This is a genomic window from Ancylobacter amanitiformis (assembly GCF_030814815.1).
GTDB classification, from domain to species: Bacteria; Pseudomonadota; Alphaproteobacteria; order Rhizobiales; family Xanthobacteraceae; genus Ancylobacter; species Ancylobacter amanitiformis.
This window is the reverse complement of record NZ_JAUSVR010000013.1, coordinates 22,013-36,221: the sequence shown is the minus strand read 5'-3', so window position 1 is coordinate 36,221 and position 14,209 is coordinate 22,013. Positions and strand designations below refer to the sequence as shown.

The window sequence follows — 14,209 nt, the reverse complement described above, 5'->3', positions numbered from 1 at the left end:
AGTGCCGAACAAATCGTTTGTGACAGGCGCCACCGCCCGGCATCGTGGCGACACCCGACATTCGCCGGTTCCGCCGCATCGCCGCACCACCCCATCCCGGGCGCATCCCGCCTCCGGGCGAGGACTCCCCTTATGTCCGCATCCGACGACGCGCCATCCGGCGACGCACCGGCCGAATTTGCGCTTGTCGCCACCGGCATCGCCAAGACCTATGGCGCGACCTGCGCCCTGCGCAGCGCCCGGGTGGCCCTGCGGCGTGGGCGCGTTCATGCGCTGCTCGGCGAGAACGGGGCGGGCAAGTCGACACTGGTGAAGATCCTTGTCGGCGCGGTCAGGCCGGATGCCGGCCAGATCACGTTTGCCGGCGCGCCGGTCGCCTTCGGCTCGGTGACGCAGGCGATCCGCGCCGGCATCGTGCCGATCTACCAGCATCTCAGCCTGTTTCCCGAACTCAGCGTGCACGAGAACCTCTCGGCCTTCGCGCTAGCTGCCGGAGGCGGGCTGTGGACCGGACGGCGGCTTGTCGAGCCCGCCCGCGCCCGTGGCTGGCTGAACGAGGTCGGTCTCGATATCGACCTTGCCACGCCGCTTGGGAGCCTCTCGCTCGGCGAGCGGCAACTGGTGGAGGTGGCCCGCGCGCTCAGCCTCGACTGCCGCGTGCTGGTGCTGGACGAGCCCATCGCCGCCCTCAATGCCGATGAGGCCGACCGCCTCTTCGCCGTGGTGCGCCGGCTTTGCGCGGGGGGAGCGGCGGCGCTGTTCATTTCCCATCGCTTCGACGAGATCGAGGCGCTCGCCGACGAGGTGACGGTGCTGCGCGACGGGCGCACGGTGATCGACGCGGCGCCGATCGGCCGCCACAGCCGCGAGCAGCTCACCCACGCCATGCTCGGCGCCGGCGTCGAGGCGGCTCCCGCGCGCCTTTCCGAGCGCGCCGAGCCGGTGCTGGCGGGGCGGGGGCTCGCGGCGGGCCGGGATGGGCGGGCGGGTATCGATGTCACCGTTCATGCCGGCGAGATCGTCGGGCTGGCCGGCCTCATCGGCTCGGGCGCGCTGTCGCTGGCGGCCACGCTCGGCGGGGCGCAGGCGGGGCCGGGCGAGCTGTCGGTGGGGGATGCCTCCTTCACGCCCGGCGGCCGCCGCCGCGCCGCCGCGCTCGGCATCGCCTATGTGCCGGCCGATCGCCACTCCGAGGGCCTGTTCGGCGCGCTGTCCGCCCGTCGCAATGGCTCGGTCTCGGCTTTGGGCCCGCTCGCGCGGCTCGGCTGGCTGCGCGCGCGGGCCGAGGCGCAGGCGATCGATCCTCTGCTGCGCCGGCTCAAGCTGCATCCCCTGGTGCCGGAGGCGGAAGCCGCGACCTTCAGCGGCGGCAACCAGCAGAAGCTGCTCATCGCCCGCGGCCTCGCCGTGCCGGGACTGAAGGCGATGGTGCTGCTGGAGCCGACGCGGGGCGTGGATGTCGCCGCCCGCGGGGTGATCCACGAAGCCATCCGCGAGGCGGCGGTGGCCGGGGTCGCGGTGCTGGTCGCCACCAGCGATCTCGACGAACTCATGGTGCTGGCCCACCGTTACCTTGTGGTGCGCGAGGGCACGCTTGCCGCCGAACTGCCGCGCGGCGCGGCGCGTGCGGCGCTGCTGGCGGCGCTGTCGGGGAGCGCGGCGGCATGAGGACGAAACGCCTGCCCGACACACCCGGGCTGCCCGGCCGCCGGGGCCTTCCGCGCCTCGCCCGCCCGCCGGCGGTGGCGCTGGTCTGCCTCGGCCTGTTTCTGCTGTGCTGCGCCTTCGTGCCGCGCTTTGCCAGCTTCGGCAATATCGAGAACGTGCTGCGCGTCGCCTCCATTCTCTGCGTCGTCGCCTGCGGGCAGGCCGTGGTGATCCTTCTCGGCGGCATCGAATTTTCCTTCGGCGCGTCCGCCGCGCTGGCCAGCGTGGTGACGGTGACGGCGCTGCCCGCTCTCGGGCCGGTCGGCGGCCTCGCGGCGGGCGGGGCGAGCGTGATCGCCATCGGCGCGGTGAACGGGTTTCTGGTCGGCCGCCTCGCGCTGCCGCCGGTCATCGTCACGCTCGGCACGCTGATGATGGCCTCGGGCGCCGCCGCCTGGCTGGTCGGCGGCCTGCCGATCGACGCGCCGCCCTCGGCCGCCTTTTCCTGGCCGGCGCGCGGGCGCGTGCTCGGGGTGCCGGTGCCGATCCTGGCCGCGCTTCTCGCTTGCGCGGCGCTGCACCTGATGCTGGCGCATGGGCGCATCGGCCGGCTCTGGTACCATGTCGGCGCCAACCCGGTCGCCGCGCGCCTCGCCGGGCTCGATGTCACGCGCATCACTACGCTCGGCTATGCCGTGGCCGGGGCCTTCTGCGCGGTCGGGGCGATCATCCTGACCAGCCGCGTCGCCTCCGGCCAGCCCGCGCTCGCGCCGAACCTGCCCTTCGAGACCATCGCCGCCTGCGCCATTGGCGGGCTGCCGCTCTCCGGCGGGCGGGGGCGGGTGTCGCAAGTGGTCTTCGGCGTGCTCACCGTGGCGATGCTGAACAACGCCGTGGTGCTCATCAACCTGCCGGTGGCCTGGCAGCTGGTGCTGCTCGGGCTTGCGGTGCTGGCCGCCGTGGGCCTGCAGAAGGACTGGGCGGCGCTGGCCCGCCTCGCGCGGAGGAGGGGCCGATGACCCCGCGCTCCACGGGCCGTGCCCGCTTCCTGGTGGCGCCCGCCGCCATTGTCCTCGCCGCCGGCCTGTTCGGCCTCGCCAGCCCCGGCTTCCTCTCGCTCGACAACGGGCTGAGCATGGCCGGGCAGATCTGGATCCTTGCTCTGCTGGCGGTGGGGCAGATGTTCGCCATCGCCGCACGCGGCTTCGACATCTCGGTCGGCGCGGTCGCGGCGCTGTCGGGCACGCTGGGGGCGATGGCCGCCAATGCCGTCGGCCTGCCGGGGCTGCTCGTGGCCGTGCCGGTCGGCCTTGCCTGCGGAACCGTCAATGGCTGGCTGATCGGCCGGGCGCGCTTCCAGCCGATCGTCGCCACGCTCGGCACGCTGCTGGCGGTGAAGGGTCTCGCGCTGCTGGTCAGCGATGACGGACAGGTGGTGCCGCTGGAAGAGGCGGCGCGCGCCGCCGGCCTGTCCTTCGACGCGGTCGCCGGCCTGCCCCCGCTCGGCTGGGCGGCACTTGCCGCGGTCGGCCTCGCCCATGTCGTGCTGCGCCACATGCTGGTCGGCCGGCGCATCCTGATGCTCGGCTCCAACCCCGAGGCGGTGGCGCTGGTCGGCGCGGTGCCGTGGCGCATCGAGATGAGCGCCTACCAGCTGTGCGGCGCCTTTGCCGGCCTTGCCGGTGCGCTGATGACCGCCCGTGCCGGTGCCGGGCTTCCCACCGAGGGCGCGGGCATGGAACTGCAGTCGATCGCCGCCGCGGTCATTGGCGGCACCATGCTGGCCGGCGGGCGCGCCAATGTGTGGGCGGTGCTCGCGGGGGCCACCTTCGTGCAGGTGGTGCTCACCGGGCTCAACCTTTCCGGCGTCTCGCCCTTCATCGCCCAGATCGCCGTCGGCGCCGTGATCATTGCCTCCGGGCTGATGGATGCCGGCCTTCGCTCCTTCCTCACGCGCCTATCCCGCCTCTCCCCACCGAAAGGGACGTTCCGATGAAGCTGTTCCGTGCCGCCTCCCTCGCTGCCCTTCTGCTCGCCGCCGCCCTCGCTCCCGCACGCGCCGCCGGGCCGGTGATCGGCGTTTCCGTGCCCAATCTCGGCTCGTCCTTCTGGATCTCCGTGCTGTACGGCGTCGACACCGCGGCCAAGGCCGACAAGGCCAGGCTGGTGACGCTCAGCGCCGGGGGCGATGGCAATTCCAGCCAGCAGATCTCGCAGATCCAGGACCTTATCCAGCGAAAGGTCGATGCCATCATCGTCGGCGCGACCAATGGCGATGCGGTGAAGGCCATCGTCGAGCGGGCGGTCGCCGCCGGTATTCCGGTCATCGGCATCTCCTCGCCGCCCAACACGCCCACGCTCGCCGCCGTCGTCAGCGCCGATCATTACGACATGGGCAAGTTGCAGGCGGAGTGCCTGGCGAAAGCCATCGGCGGCAAGGGTGAGGTGGCGATGATGGCGGGCCCGGCCGGACAGGCCTGGTCGGACCTGCGCGCGCAAGGGTTCCGGGAAACGCTCGCCAAGGTCGCCCCCAATGTGACGATCGTCGCGGAATCCCGCCTCGCGGACAACCGCAACGCTGCGCTGACCACCGCCGAGGACTGGATCCAGCGCTTCCCGGATCTCGCCGGCGTCTACAGCGCCACCGATGACATGGCGGCCGGCGTGGTCTCGGCGCTGAAGGCGTCGGGCAAGGGGACGGTGAAGGTCTCGGCCTCCAACCTGTCGCCGACCGCGCAGCAGATGCTGAAGGACGGCGATCTCGCCTGTACCTCGATCCAGCAGATCGTCGCGCAGGGCAAGGCGGCGCTGGATCAGGCGGTCGCCGCCGCCACCAAGGGCAAGGTGGACGCTAAGGTGGTGACGCCGGCCGTGCTTGTCACGCCCGACAATGTCGGCAGCATCGATCTCAGCCTCGTCGTCGCCCCGGCCGACTATCGCCCCTGATCGATCTGGAGCCTTCCATGCTGCCGTCCCATGACCGCTTCGCCTATTCGCCCATTTCCGCCCGGCCGGATTTTTCCTGGCCGGGAGGCAAGCGCCTCGCCGTCTATGTCGCGCTGTGCGTGGAGCATTTCGCCTATGGCTCCGGGCTCGGCCTCGCCTATTCGCCCGGGCTCGCCCACCCCAATTCCTATAATTGGGGCTGGCGCGAATATGGCAACCGGGTCGGCGGCTGGCGGCTGATCGAGCTGTTCGAGGAATACGGCCTGCCGCTGACCGTGCTGCTCAACAGCGCCTGCTACGATCATTGCCCGGAACTCGTCGCCGCCCATCGCCGGCGCGGCGACGAGATCGTGGCCCATGGCCGCACCAATTCCGAGCATCCGAATGGCATGGACGAGGCGAGCGAGCGCGCGCTCATCGCCGGGGTGACGGCGCGCATCCGCGCGGAGGAGGGCACGCCCCCCGCCGGCTGGATGAGCCCCGGCGCGCATCCCAGCGCGCGCACCGAGGACCTGCTGGCGCAGGCCGGCTACGGCTACACCCTGGACTGGCCGATCGACGACCAGCCGGTCTGGATGAAGACCGCCGGGGGCCCGCTGCTGGCCATGCCCTATCCGCACGAGGTCAACGACGTGCCGATGGTGGTGCTGCACGATGGCACCGCCAGCGCCTTCGCCGACATGGCGATCGACAATCTGGAGGAGATGCTGGCGCAATCGGAGCGCCAGCCGCTCGTCTACGGCATCACCATCCACACCTTCATCGTCGGCCAGCCCTTCCGCCTGCGGCAGTTCCGCCGGGTGATGGAGGCGCTCGCCCGCCACCGCGACAAGATCTGGTTCACCACCGCGGGCGCCTGCGCGCAGCACTACGCCTCGCTGTTCCCCGCGCCCGACCATCTCCAAACGCCAAATGCTTCCCCCACCCAGGGCCCGCAGACATGAGTTCCCCCCCTACCGAACCGGCGTCCGCGCCCTCGGCCGCTCTCTCCCGCCGGGGCGTGCGGCGCGTCGCCATTGCCGGCCTCGGCGCCGTCGGCCTGCGCATCGCCCGCGCGCTGGATGCCGGCCTGCCCGGCTGCGTGCTCGCCGCCGTTTCCGCCCATGACCGCGCCAGGGCCGCCGAGCGTCTCGCCTCGCTGGCGCACAAGGTGCCCGTGGTGGCGATCGAGGAGCTGGAGGCGCTGGCCGACATCGTCGTCGAATGCGCGCCGGCGGCGCTGCTGCCCGCCATTGCCGAACCGTTCCTGCGGGCGGGCAAGACGGTTATCGTGCTCTCTTCCGGCGCGATCCTCGCCCATCAGGGACTGCTCGATCTCGCCCGCGAACATGGCGGCCAGATCGTCGTGCCGACCGGCGCGCTGATCGGGCTCGATGCCGTGACCGCGGCGGCGGAGGGCGACATCCGCTCGGTGCGCATGATCACCCGCAAGCCGGTGAAGGGGCTGGTCGGCGCCCCCTATCTCGCCCAGCACGCCATCGCCATCGAGGATATCACCGAGCCGCTGCGCGTGTTCGACGGCACCCCGCGCGAGGCCGCCATCGGCTTTCCCGCCAATCTCAATGTCGCGGTGGCGCTGGCGCTGGCCGGCATCGGGCCGGACCGAACCCGGCTGGAAATCTGGGCCGATCCCGCGCTCACCCGCAACACCCACACGATCGAGGTCGACGCGGATTCGGCCAGCTTCACCATGTCGATCGCCAATGTGCCGACCGACAATCCCAAGACCGGGCGCATCACCGCGCTCTCGGTGATTTCCTACCTGCGCAAGCTCAACGCGCCGCTGCGGGTCGGATCGTAGAAAGCCAGCATCATGGATCTCGGATTGAACGGACGCACGGCGCTGGTTCTCGGTGCCGGCGGCGGGCTCGGCCGCGCCATCGCCCGCACGCTGGCGGAGGAAGGGGCGAAGCTGGCGCTGGTCGACATCGACGCGGAGGCCCTCGACGTGACGCGGGCGGAGCTGGACGCGCGGGGCGCGACCTGTCTCTCCCTCGCCTGGAACCTCGCCGATATCGGCGCGGCGGCAGCCCATGTCGCGGCCATCGAGGCCGCGCTCGGCCCGGTCGACGTGCTGGTCAACAATACTGGCGGGCCGCCGCCCAGTCCGGCGCAGGGGGTGGAGCCGCAGGTATGGGAGGCGCAGTTCCGCGCCATGGTGCTGTCGGTGATCCACCTTACCGACTGCGTGGTGCCGGGCATGCGGGCGCGCAAATGGGGGCGCATCGTCACCTCCACCTCGTCCGGTGTGGTGGCGCCGATCCCCAATCTCGCCATCTCCAACACGCTGCGCTCCGCCCTTGTCGGCTGGTCGAAGACGCTGGCGCGCGAGGTGGCGGGGGATGGCGTCACCGCCAATGTCATCCTGCCCGGCCGGATCGCCACTGCCCGCATCCGCTTCCTCGACGAGCAGAAGGCCAAACGGGAAGGGCGCCCGCTGGAGGCCATCGTCGCGCAGAGCACCGGCGCCATTCCGGTCGGCCGCTACGGCACGCCGGAGGAATATGCCGACGCCGTCGCCTTCCTCGCCAGCACCCGCGCCGCCTATATCACCGGCTCGGTGATCCGGGTCGATGGCGGCTACCTGCAGAACATCTGATCGTCGGAGGAACTCCCACATGACCACAACGCCCGACATGCCGGCCCTCTCGCCTTCCTTCTCGCCCGAGCAGAAGGCCGATATCCGCCGCCGCTACCTCGCCGTCGACACCTCCAACGTCGCCGACGTGCTCGACACGCTCGGATTCATGGACCAGAGCCTCGCCGCCGATTTCGCGCCCTATCCGGCGCAGCATGACCGCGTCGCCGGCTGGGCCTACACGATCCGCGGCCAGAAGACGCCCTATCCGCTCGGCGGCGACGCGGAGAAGATGAAGGCGTGCCACGGCGTCGGCCCGGACGAGATCACCGTGTGGAGCGGCGACGGCGAGGGCGTGTGCTATTTCGGCGAGCTGATCGCGCTGGGCATGAAGGAGCGCGGCTGCGTCGGCGCGGTGATCGACGGCGGTATCCGCGACATACGCTGGATCGGCCAGCACGGCTTTCCCGTCTTCGCGCGCTACCGCACCCCGACCCAGTCGATCGGCCGCTGGAAGGTCAATGCCTGGCAGGTGCCGGTGGTGATGCGCGGGGCGACCAGCCGCATGGTGGAGGTCTCCCCCGGGGATTTCCTGCTCGGCGACGAGGATGGGGTGATCGTTATTCCCGCCCAGGTGGTCGAGACCGTGCTGGTCGAGGCCGAGCGGCTCACCCGCACCGAGGAGGCTATCCGCGCCGAACTGGCCAATGGCCTCCCGCTCGCCGACGCGCTGGCAAAATACGGCCACGTCTGACACATCGTCTGACACATCGGTTCGGCCGGCGCCTGCCGCTGGCCGATGCCGTCCCTCATTTGCCGGAGCCGGTCATGGCGGAAACCCTCGATACCCTCGCAGCCGCGCTTGCCACGGGGCGAACCGATTCGGTGCAACTGGTGGAGCGCGCGCTGGACCGGGCGCGGGGATGCGAGAGCGTATTCATAACGCTGATGGCGGAAACCGCGCTGGCCGAGGCCCATGCCGCCCGCCGCCGCCGGGCGCAGGGGCGCCCGCTCAGCCCTTATGACGGCATACCGATCGCCTGGAAGGACCTGTTCGACATTGCCGGCACGCGCACCAGCGCCGGCTCGCGCACGCGCGCCGATGTCGCGCCGGCCACCGTGGATGCCCCTGTCGTCGCGGCGACGCGGCGGCTCGGCTTCATTGCCCTCGGCAAGACCAATCTGAGCGAGTTCGCCTTTTCCGGCCTCGGCGCCAACCCGCATTTCGGCACGCCGACCGCCGATCTGCCGGTGAACGAGCCGCGCATGCCCGGCGGCTCCTCCTCCGGCTCGGCGGTCGCGGTGCAGCGCGGCATGGTGGCGGCCGCGATCGGCACCGATACGGCGGGTTCGGTGCGGGTGCCCGCCGCCTTCACCGGCTGCGTCGGCTACAAGGCCTCGCAGGCGCGGTATGACATGACCGGCGTGTTCCCGCTGGCCGGGAGCCTCGACAGTCTCGGCCCGCTGGCCGGCAGCGTGGCCGATTGCGCCATCATGGACGCGGCGATGCGCGGGCAGGTGGCGGCGCCCCTTGTGCCCGCGCGTCCCACCATCGTGGTCGATGATGTGCTTCTCGACGATCCCGAGATCACCGCCCCGGTGCGGGCGCATGTCGAGGCGGTCATTGCACAGCTGTCGCGGCAGGCGCCCGTCCGCCGCCAGCGCATAGAGCCCTGGCATCGCGCGCGGGAGGCGATCGCGCGGCTCGGCTGGCTCGGTGCCTATGAGGCGCGGGCGCTGCACCTGGAGACACTGACCGGCCCGCAACGCGACCTCATCGATCCGCGCGTGGTGAGCCGGCTCGACGGCGCGGCGCGCATCTCCGCCGAGGCCGCCGCCGAGCTGATGGCGATCCGGGCGCGGGAGATGCGCGCGCTCGCCGCGGCGCTCGACGGGGCGCTTCTTCTGCTGCCCACCGTTCGGCATGTCGCGCCGCCGCTGGCGCCGCTGGAGGCCGATCCGCTGCTGTTCGCGCAGGTCAATGTCGCGACGCTGGCGCTGACCATGGTGGCGAGCTTCCTCGACATGCCGGGCGTTGCCCTGCCGACCGGGCGAACGGCCGACGGGCTGCCATTCTCTACCCTGATCTGCGCCGCGCCGGGGCGGGACGACGACCTGCTCGCCGGCGCGGCATGGGTCGAGCGGGCGCTGATAGCCTGAGCACCCGCCGGCCCGCTCAGCCGGCCGGGCGCGCGCGGTAGGCGCCCTGGCGCTCCAGCATCCAGCCGGGATACTCGGCCGGCAGCGCGCTGGCCGCATCGAGCGCGACGAGATCCTCGGGCGACAGCTGAACCGCGGTGGCCGCGAGATTGTCGGCCAGCTGGTCGGGCCGCTTGGCGCCGATGATCACGCTGGTGACCACGCTCTGGTGCAGCAGCCAGGCGAGCGCGATCTGCGCGACGCTCGCCCCGTGCGCCCGCGCGATCGGCCGCATGGCGTCGATCACGCCATAGCCGCGTTCGCGCTCCACCGGGGGGAAGTCGAAACTCGCGCGTCGCCCCTCGCCGGAGGCCTCGTCGGCGCGGCTGTACTTGCCCGAGAGCAGGCCGCCGGCGAGCGGGCTCCACACCATCAGCCCCAGCCCTTCGGATTTCAGCATCGGCACGATCTCGCGCTCGAGGTCGCGGCCGGCCAGCGTGTAATAGGCCTGCAGCGACAGGATCGGCGCCAGCCGGCGTGCCTCGGCGATGCCGATCGCCTTGACGATCTGCCATGCCGCCCAGTTGGACAGGCCGATATAGCGGACATGGCCGTGCCGCACGAGCGTGTCGAGCGCCTCCAGCGTTTCGACCAGCGGCGTCGCCGGGTCGAAGCCGTGGATCTGGTAGAGGTCGATATGGTCGAGCTGCAGGCGCGTCAGGCTCGCCTTGCACTGGTCGAGAACGTGCTTGCGCGAGGCGCCGCGCGCGTTCGGGCCCTCGCCCATCGGGCCGAGCACCTTGGTGGCGATGACGAGGTCGTCGCGAGCCAGCCCGAGATTGCGGATGGCATTGCCGAGAATGCGCTCGCTCATCCCTCCCGCATAGACATTGGCGGTGTCGATGAAGTTCACGCCGGCGTCGACAGCGGTCTTCACCAGCGCGTCGGCTTCCTCCTGGCGGAGCTGGCCGATCTGGCCCCAGAACCCGTCGCTGCCGCCGAAAGTCATGGTGCCGAGGCAGAGTTCGGAAACGAAAAGCCCCGAGGGGCCGAGTTGGCGATAGCGCATGGGGACGCTCCTTGTGCCGGGATGTCGATACGCCAGAGATAGGCCCCGCACGCCGTCACGGCGACGCGGATCGTCGCAGTGTCTTGCCCGATTGTCGCAATCGCGCGTTTACGCCTTTCCCCGCCCGCGCCATCGGCTACGATTGAACCATGCAGGATAACCCCCTCGATCGCCCCCGCGCGCTGCTGCGGCGGCAATGGCAGCGCTTCGGCCGCGAGCCGCCGCTGGATGGGCTGACGCTGACCGTGGCGCCGGCGCCGTCCGGGCTCATCCATTCGGTCTATCGCGCCTCGTTCTGCGGCGTGCTGCAGGGCGCCAAGGTCAGCCTGCTGGGCGAGCGGGCCTTTCGCTACGACACCGGCAAATGCCTGATCGCCTCGATGGACCTGCCCATCACCGCGCAGATCGTGGAGGCCAGCGCGGCCCGCCCCTATATGGCGTTCGCCCTCGCCATCGATCCCGCGATGATCGCCGATCTCGTGCTGGACATGGCGGAGATGCCGGCGGCCGCCCCGCTTACCTCCATCGCCATCGGCAAGATGGAGGCGGACCTGCTCGATCCGCTCGCCCGGCTGCTGGCGCTGTTCGATACCCCGCGCGACCTTGCCGTGCTGGCGCCGCTGATCCGCCGCGAGATGGCGTGGCGGCTGCTCAACGGGCCGCACGGGGCGATGCTGCGGCAGGTCGGCCTTGCCGACAGCCGGCTCGCCCGTATCGCCCGCGCGGTGGCGTGGATCCGCGATCATTATGCCGCGCCACTGAAAGTGCCGGATCTGGCGGCGCTGGCGGGGATGAGCCTGGCCAGCTTCCATCGCCATTTCCGCGCCGCGACCGCGATGTCCCCCATTCAGTTCCAGAAGCAGATCCGGCTGCAGGAGGCGCGGCGCCTGCTGCTGAGCGCGGGCATGGAAGTGGCCGCCATCGGCTTCTCCATCGGCTATGAAAGCCCCTCGCAGTTCAGCCGCGACTATCGCCGGCTGTTCGGCGAACCGCCCGGGCGCGACGGTGCCCTCATCCGCGCCGGCGTGCTCGCGCCGATGACGCTGTGAGGAAGGACCCTGCCACGATCGGGCTCACACCCCGATCGGCATGCGGGCGGGATCGCGCGACACGGCGCGTGGCGCCACCAGCGCCTTCCAGGTCGACAGCGCGCGGTGCGCGGGGGCGAAGGCCGGGCGCGGGATGAAGCGGCCGCGGCCGGGGCGCGGGGCCTCGTTGCGCCCGGCGCAATAGACCACCTCGCCGCGCGACAGCGTGAAGCGCGGCAGGCCACGCACCTCCACCCCCTCGAACACGTTGTAATCGATGATGGATTTCTGCGTGCTGGCGCGGATGGTCTTGCCCGCCTTGGGGTCCAGCACCACGATATCGGCATCCGCGCCGGGCTGGATCGCGCCTTTCCGGGGATAGAGGTTGAGGATGCGGGCGATGTTGGTCGATGTCACCGCGACGAACTCGTTGGGGGTGAGCCGGCCGGTCTCGACGCCGCTCGTCCACAGCACCGGCAGCCGATCCTCCAGCCCGCCCGTGCCGTTGGGAATGCGGGTGAAGTCGGAGAGCCCCATGCGCTTCTGCGCCGTGGAGAAGGCGCAATGGTCCGTGGCGACGACCTGCAGCGAGCCGGCCGAAAGCCCTGCCCACAGGCTGTCCTGATGGCGCTTGTCGCGGAACGGCGGGGACATGACCCGCTGCGCCGCATGATCCCAGTCGGGATGCTGGTAGACGGCCTCGTCGAGGGTCAGATGCTGCACCAGCGGCTCGCCATAGACCCGCATGCCCTTCTGCCGCGCCCGCCTTATCGCCTCATGTGCCGGCTCGCAGGACACATGGACGATGTAGACCGGCACGCCGGCGGCATCGGCGATCATGATGGCGCGGTTGACCGCCTCGCCCTCCACCTCCGGCGGGCGGGAATAGGCGTGCGCCTCCGGGCCGCGAATGCCCTCATTGAGGTATTTCTGCTGCAGCGCCGCGACGATGTCGCCATTCTCGGCATGGACCAGCGGCAGCGCGCCCAGCGCGGCGCAGCGCTGGAAGGAGGCGAACATCTGGTCGTCATCGACCATCAGCGCGCCCTTATAGGCCATGAAATGCTTGAAGCTGTTGACGCCGCGCGCGACAACGGCCTCCATCGCCTCGAAGATCGGCTCCGACCAGCCCGTGACGCACATGTGGAAGGAATAGTCGGCGCTGGCCTGACGGCTGGCGCGCGCCTCCCATGCATCCAGCGCCCCGATCAGGTTCTCGCTGTCGGGAATGACGAAGTCGACCACCATCGTCGTGCCCCCGGACAGCGCGGCAAAGGTGCCGCTCTCCCAGGTCTCCGCCGCCGTGGTGCCCATGAACGGCATTTCGAGGTGCGTATGCGGATCGATGCCGCCGGGCATGACATAGGCGCCGGAGGCGTCGAGCACGCTGTCGCCCGTGAGGTTCTCGCCGATGGCGGCGATCGTCTCGCCCTCGATGAGCACATCGGCTTCATAGGAGCGGTCGGCGGCGACGATCGTGCCGCCCTTGATGACGATGGAACGTGTCCGGGACATCGCGTGCTCCTGAATTAGGCGATCTGCGCCGTTTCCAGCACCGCGTGCAGCAGCACGTCGGCGCCGGCCTTCGCCCATTCCGGCGTGATCGCCTCGTCCTCATTGTGGCTCAGCCCGTCCACGCAGGGGCAGAAGATCATGGCGGCGGGCGCGACCTTGTTGACCCAGCAAGCATCGTGCCCGGCGCCGGAGACCATGTCGCGATGGGCATAGCCGAGCGCCTCGGCTGCGGCGCGCACGCGCCCCACGAGAACGGGATCGAAGGTCACGGGATCGAAGGCATTGACCTCGGCAATGGCGATGCCGAGCCCCATCCGCTCCGCGATCGCCGCCGCGCCGGCGCGGATCTCCGCCGCCATCCATTCGAGCACGGCAAGCTCGGGGTGGCGGATGTCGATGGTGAACACCGCCCTGCCGGCAATGATGTTGCGCGAATTGGGATGGACATCGATCTGCCCGACCGTGCCGACCGCCAGCGGCGCGTACTTCCACGCCACTTCGTCCACCAGTTCGATGATGCGGGCGGCGCCGAGCCCGGCATTCAGCCGGCGCGGCATCGGCGTCGAGCCGGTATGCGCCTCGCGCCCGGTGAGCGTCACCTCCAGCCAGCGCGTGCCCTGGCCGTGGGTGACGACGCCGATGTCGAGACCCTCCGCCTCCAGGATCGGCCCCTGCTCGATATGCAGCTCGAAATAGGCATGCGCCTTGCGCGCGCCTGCCGGCTCCTCCCCCTTGAAGCCGATGCGTTCCAGCTCGGCGCCGAGCGTCTTGCCCTCGCTGTCGCGCGTGGCATAGGCCGCTTCCAGGCTCATCACCCCGGCATAGACGGCGGAGGCCACCATGGCGGGGGGGAAGCGGGCGCCTTCCTCATTGGTCCAGTTCACCACCTCGACCGGGTGCCTGGTGCGGATGCCGAGATCGTTGAGGGTGCGCACCACTTCCAGCGCGCCGAGCACGCCCAGCACGCCGTCGAACCGCCCGCCGGTCGGCTGGGTGTCGAGATGCGAGCCGATCAGGACCGGCAGGGCGTCCGGGTCGGTGCCCTCGCGCCGGGCGAACATGGTGCCCATGGCGTCAATGCCCACGGTCAGCCCCGCCGCCTCGCACCAGTGCTGAAACAGAAGCCGCCCCTCACCATCGGCATCGGTCAGGGTCTGTCGGTTATTGCCCCCGCGCAGGCCCGGGCCGATCTGCGCCATCCTCATCAGGCTGTCCCACAGCCGCGTGCCATCGGTGCGCCAGTTGCCGCTCGGGGCCGCCATGATCGTCTCCTCAAACCTTGGGCGA

General features: G+C 70.8%; 13 protein-coding genes. 10 read left to right on the top strand and 3 right to left on the bottom strand.

Translation table 11 applies throughout. The annotated features are described in order from the left end of the window. Positions 1 to 132: 132 nt before the first annotated feature. The 9 genes from QOZ99_RS16950 (at position 133) to QOZ99_RS16910 (ending at position 9,331) form a co-directional block, all read left to right on the top strand. A complete protein-coding gene (locus QOZ99_RS16950; protein WP_306891186.1) occupies positions 133 to 1,668 on the top strand; it encodes a sugar ABC transporter ATP-binding protein in 1,536 nt (511 codons plus the stop codon). Beyond that, complete coding sequence (locus QOZ99_RS16945) at positions 1,665 to 2,666, top strand: ABC transporter permease (RefSeq protein WP_306891185.1); 1,002 nt, start codon at positions 1,665 to 1,667, stop codon at positions 2,664 to 2,666. Before QOZ99_RS16950 ends, QOZ99_RS16945 begins: the two co-directional genes overlap by 4 nt. Beyond that, entirely contained in the window at positions 2,663 to 3,643 is a 981-nt protein-coding gene (locus tag QOZ99_RS16940; protein ID WP_306891184.1) for an ABC transporter permease, read from the top strand. Before QOZ99_RS16945 ends, QOZ99_RS16940 begins: the two co-directional genes overlap by 4 nt. Then, the gene (locus tag QOZ99_RS16935; protein ID WP_306891183.1) at positions 3,640 to 4,593 is read left to right on the top strand and encodes a TMAO reductase system protein TorT; all 954 of its coding nucleotides are present in this window, start codon (positions 3,640 to 3,642) and stop codon (positions 4,591 to 4,593) included. The genes QOZ99_RS16940 and QOZ99_RS16935 overlap by 4 nt, the downstream gene beginning before the upstream one ends. Before the next feature lie 17 nt (positions 4,594 to 4,610). Continuing rightward, positions 4,611 to 5,537 (top strand): polysaccharide deacetylase family protein, encoded by a 927-nt coding sequence (locus tag QOZ99_RS16930; protein WP_306891182.1) that lies wholly within the window; start codon positions 4,611 to 4,613, stop codon positions 5,535 to 5,537. Next, positions 5,534 to 6,394 (top strand): aspartate dehydrogenase, encoded by an 861-nt coding sequence (locus QOZ99_RS16925; protein ID WP_306891181.1) that lies wholly within the window; start codon positions 5,534 to 5,536, stop codon positions 6,392 to 6,394. The genes QOZ99_RS16930 and QOZ99_RS16925 overlap by 4 nt, the downstream gene beginning before the upstream one ends. 12 nt (positions 6,395 to 6,406) lie before the next feature. Then, positions 6,407 to 7,192, top strand: coding sequence for an SDR family oxidoreductase (locus tag QOZ99_RS16920; RefSeq protein ID WP_306891180.1), 786 nt, complete (start codon positions 6,407 to 6,409; stop codon positions 7,190 to 7,192). Positions 7,193 to 7,211: 19 nt separating this feature from the next. Continuing rightward, positions 7,212 to 7,925, top strand: coding sequence for an RraA family protein (locus QOZ99_RS16915; protein ID WP_306891179.1), 714 nt, complete (start codon positions 7,212 to 7,214; stop codon positions 7,923 to 7,925). A gap of 74 nt (positions 7,926 to 7,999) precedes the next feature. Beyond that, positions 8,000 to 9,331 carry an amidase family protein gene (locus tag QOZ99_RS16910; protein ID WP_306891178.1) on the top strand — a complete coding sequence of 444 codons (1,332 nt, stop codon included), beginning with the start codon at positions 8,000 to 8,002 and terminating at the stop codon, positions 9,329 to 9,331. A 16-nt stretch (positions 9,332 to 9,347) separates the two neighbouring features. Here QOZ99_RS16910 and QOZ99_RS16905 read toward each other — a convergent pair whose 3' ends face one another. Next, entirely contained in the window at positions 9,348 to 10,379 is a 1,032-nt protein-coding gene (locus QOZ99_RS16905; RefSeq protein WP_306891177.1) for an aldo/keto reductase, read from the bottom strand. Between the two features lie 149 nt (positions 10,380 to 10,528). Here QOZ99_RS16905 and QOZ99_RS16900 point away from each other — a divergent pair, with 149 nt between their 5' ends. After that, a complete protein-coding gene (locus QOZ99_RS16900; protein ID WP_306891176.1) occupies positions 10,529 to 11,428 on the top strand; it encodes an AraC family transcriptional regulator in 900 nt (299 codons plus the stop codon). A 24-nt stretch (positions 11,429 to 11,452) separates the two neighbouring features. On the opposite strand, the gene hydA is transcribed toward QOZ99_RS16900, so the two are convergent. Both hydA and QOZ99_RS16890 read right to left on the bottom strand, forming a co-directional pair. After that, entirely contained in the window at positions 11,453 to 12,922 is a 1,470-nt protein-coding gene (hydA, locus tag QOZ99_RS16895) for a dihydropyrimidinase (protein WP_306891175.1), read from the bottom strand. 14 nt (positions 12,923 to 12,936) lie between these two features. After that, positions 12,937 to 14,184, bottom strand: a complete 1,248-nt coding sequence (locus tag QOZ99_RS16890; RefSeq protein ID WP_306891174.1) for a Zn-dependent hydrolase — start codon at positions 14,182 to 14,184, stop codon at positions 12,937 to 12,939. Positions 14,185 to 14,209: the final 25 nt, after the last annotated feature.

Coding starts and splice junctions, on each gene's coding strand:
- QOZ99_RS16950 (WP_306891186.1), top strand. CDS start 133: ATGTCCGCATCCGACGACGCGCCATCCGGCGACGCACCGGCCGAATTT.
- QOZ99_RS16945 (WP_306891185.1), top strand. CDS start 1,665: ATGAGGACGAAACGCCTGCCCGACACACCCGGGCTGCCCGGCCGCCGG.
- QOZ99_RS16940 (WP_306891184.1), top strand. CDS start 2,663: ATGACCCCGCGCTCCACGGGCCGTGCCCGCTTCCTGGTGGCGCCCGCC.
- QOZ99_RS16935 (WP_306891183.1), top strand. CDS start 3,640: ATGAAGCTGTTCCGTGCCGCCTCCCTCGCTGCCCTTCTGCTCGCCGCC.
- QOZ99_RS16930 (WP_306891182.1), top strand. CDS start 4,611: ATGCTGCCGTCCCATGACCGCTTCGCCTATTCGCCCATTTCCGCCCGG.
- QOZ99_RS16925 (WP_306891181.1), top strand. CDS start 5,534: ATGAGTTCCCCCCCTACCGAACCGGCGTCCGCGCCCTCGGCCGCTCTC.
- QOZ99_RS16920 (WP_306891180.1), top strand. CDS start 6,407: ATGGATCTCGGATTGAACGGACGCACGGCGCTGGTTCTCGGTGCCGGC.
- QOZ99_RS16915 (WP_306891179.1), top strand. CDS start 7,212: ATGACCACAACGCCCGACATGCCGGCCCTCTCGCCTTCCTTCTCGCCC.
- QOZ99_RS16910 (WP_306891178.1), top strand. CDS start 8,000: ATGGCGGAAACCCTCGATACCCTCGCAGCCGCGCTTGCCACGGGGCGA.
- QOZ99_RS16905 (WP_306891177.1), bottom strand. CDS start 10,379: ATGCGCTATCGCCAACTCGGCCCCTCGGGGCTTTTCGTTTCCGAACTC.
- QOZ99_RS16900 (WP_306891176.1), top strand. CDS start 10,529: ATGCAGGATAACCCCCTCGATCGCCCCCGCGCGCTGCTGCGGCGGCAA.
- hydA (WP_306891175.1), bottom strand. CDS start 12,922: ATGTCCCGGACACGTTCCATCGTCATCAAGGGCGGCACGATCGTCGCC.
- QOZ99_RS16890 (WP_306891174.1), bottom strand. CDS start 14,184: ATGGCGGCCCCGAGCGGCAACTGGCGCACCGATGGCACGCGGCTGTGG.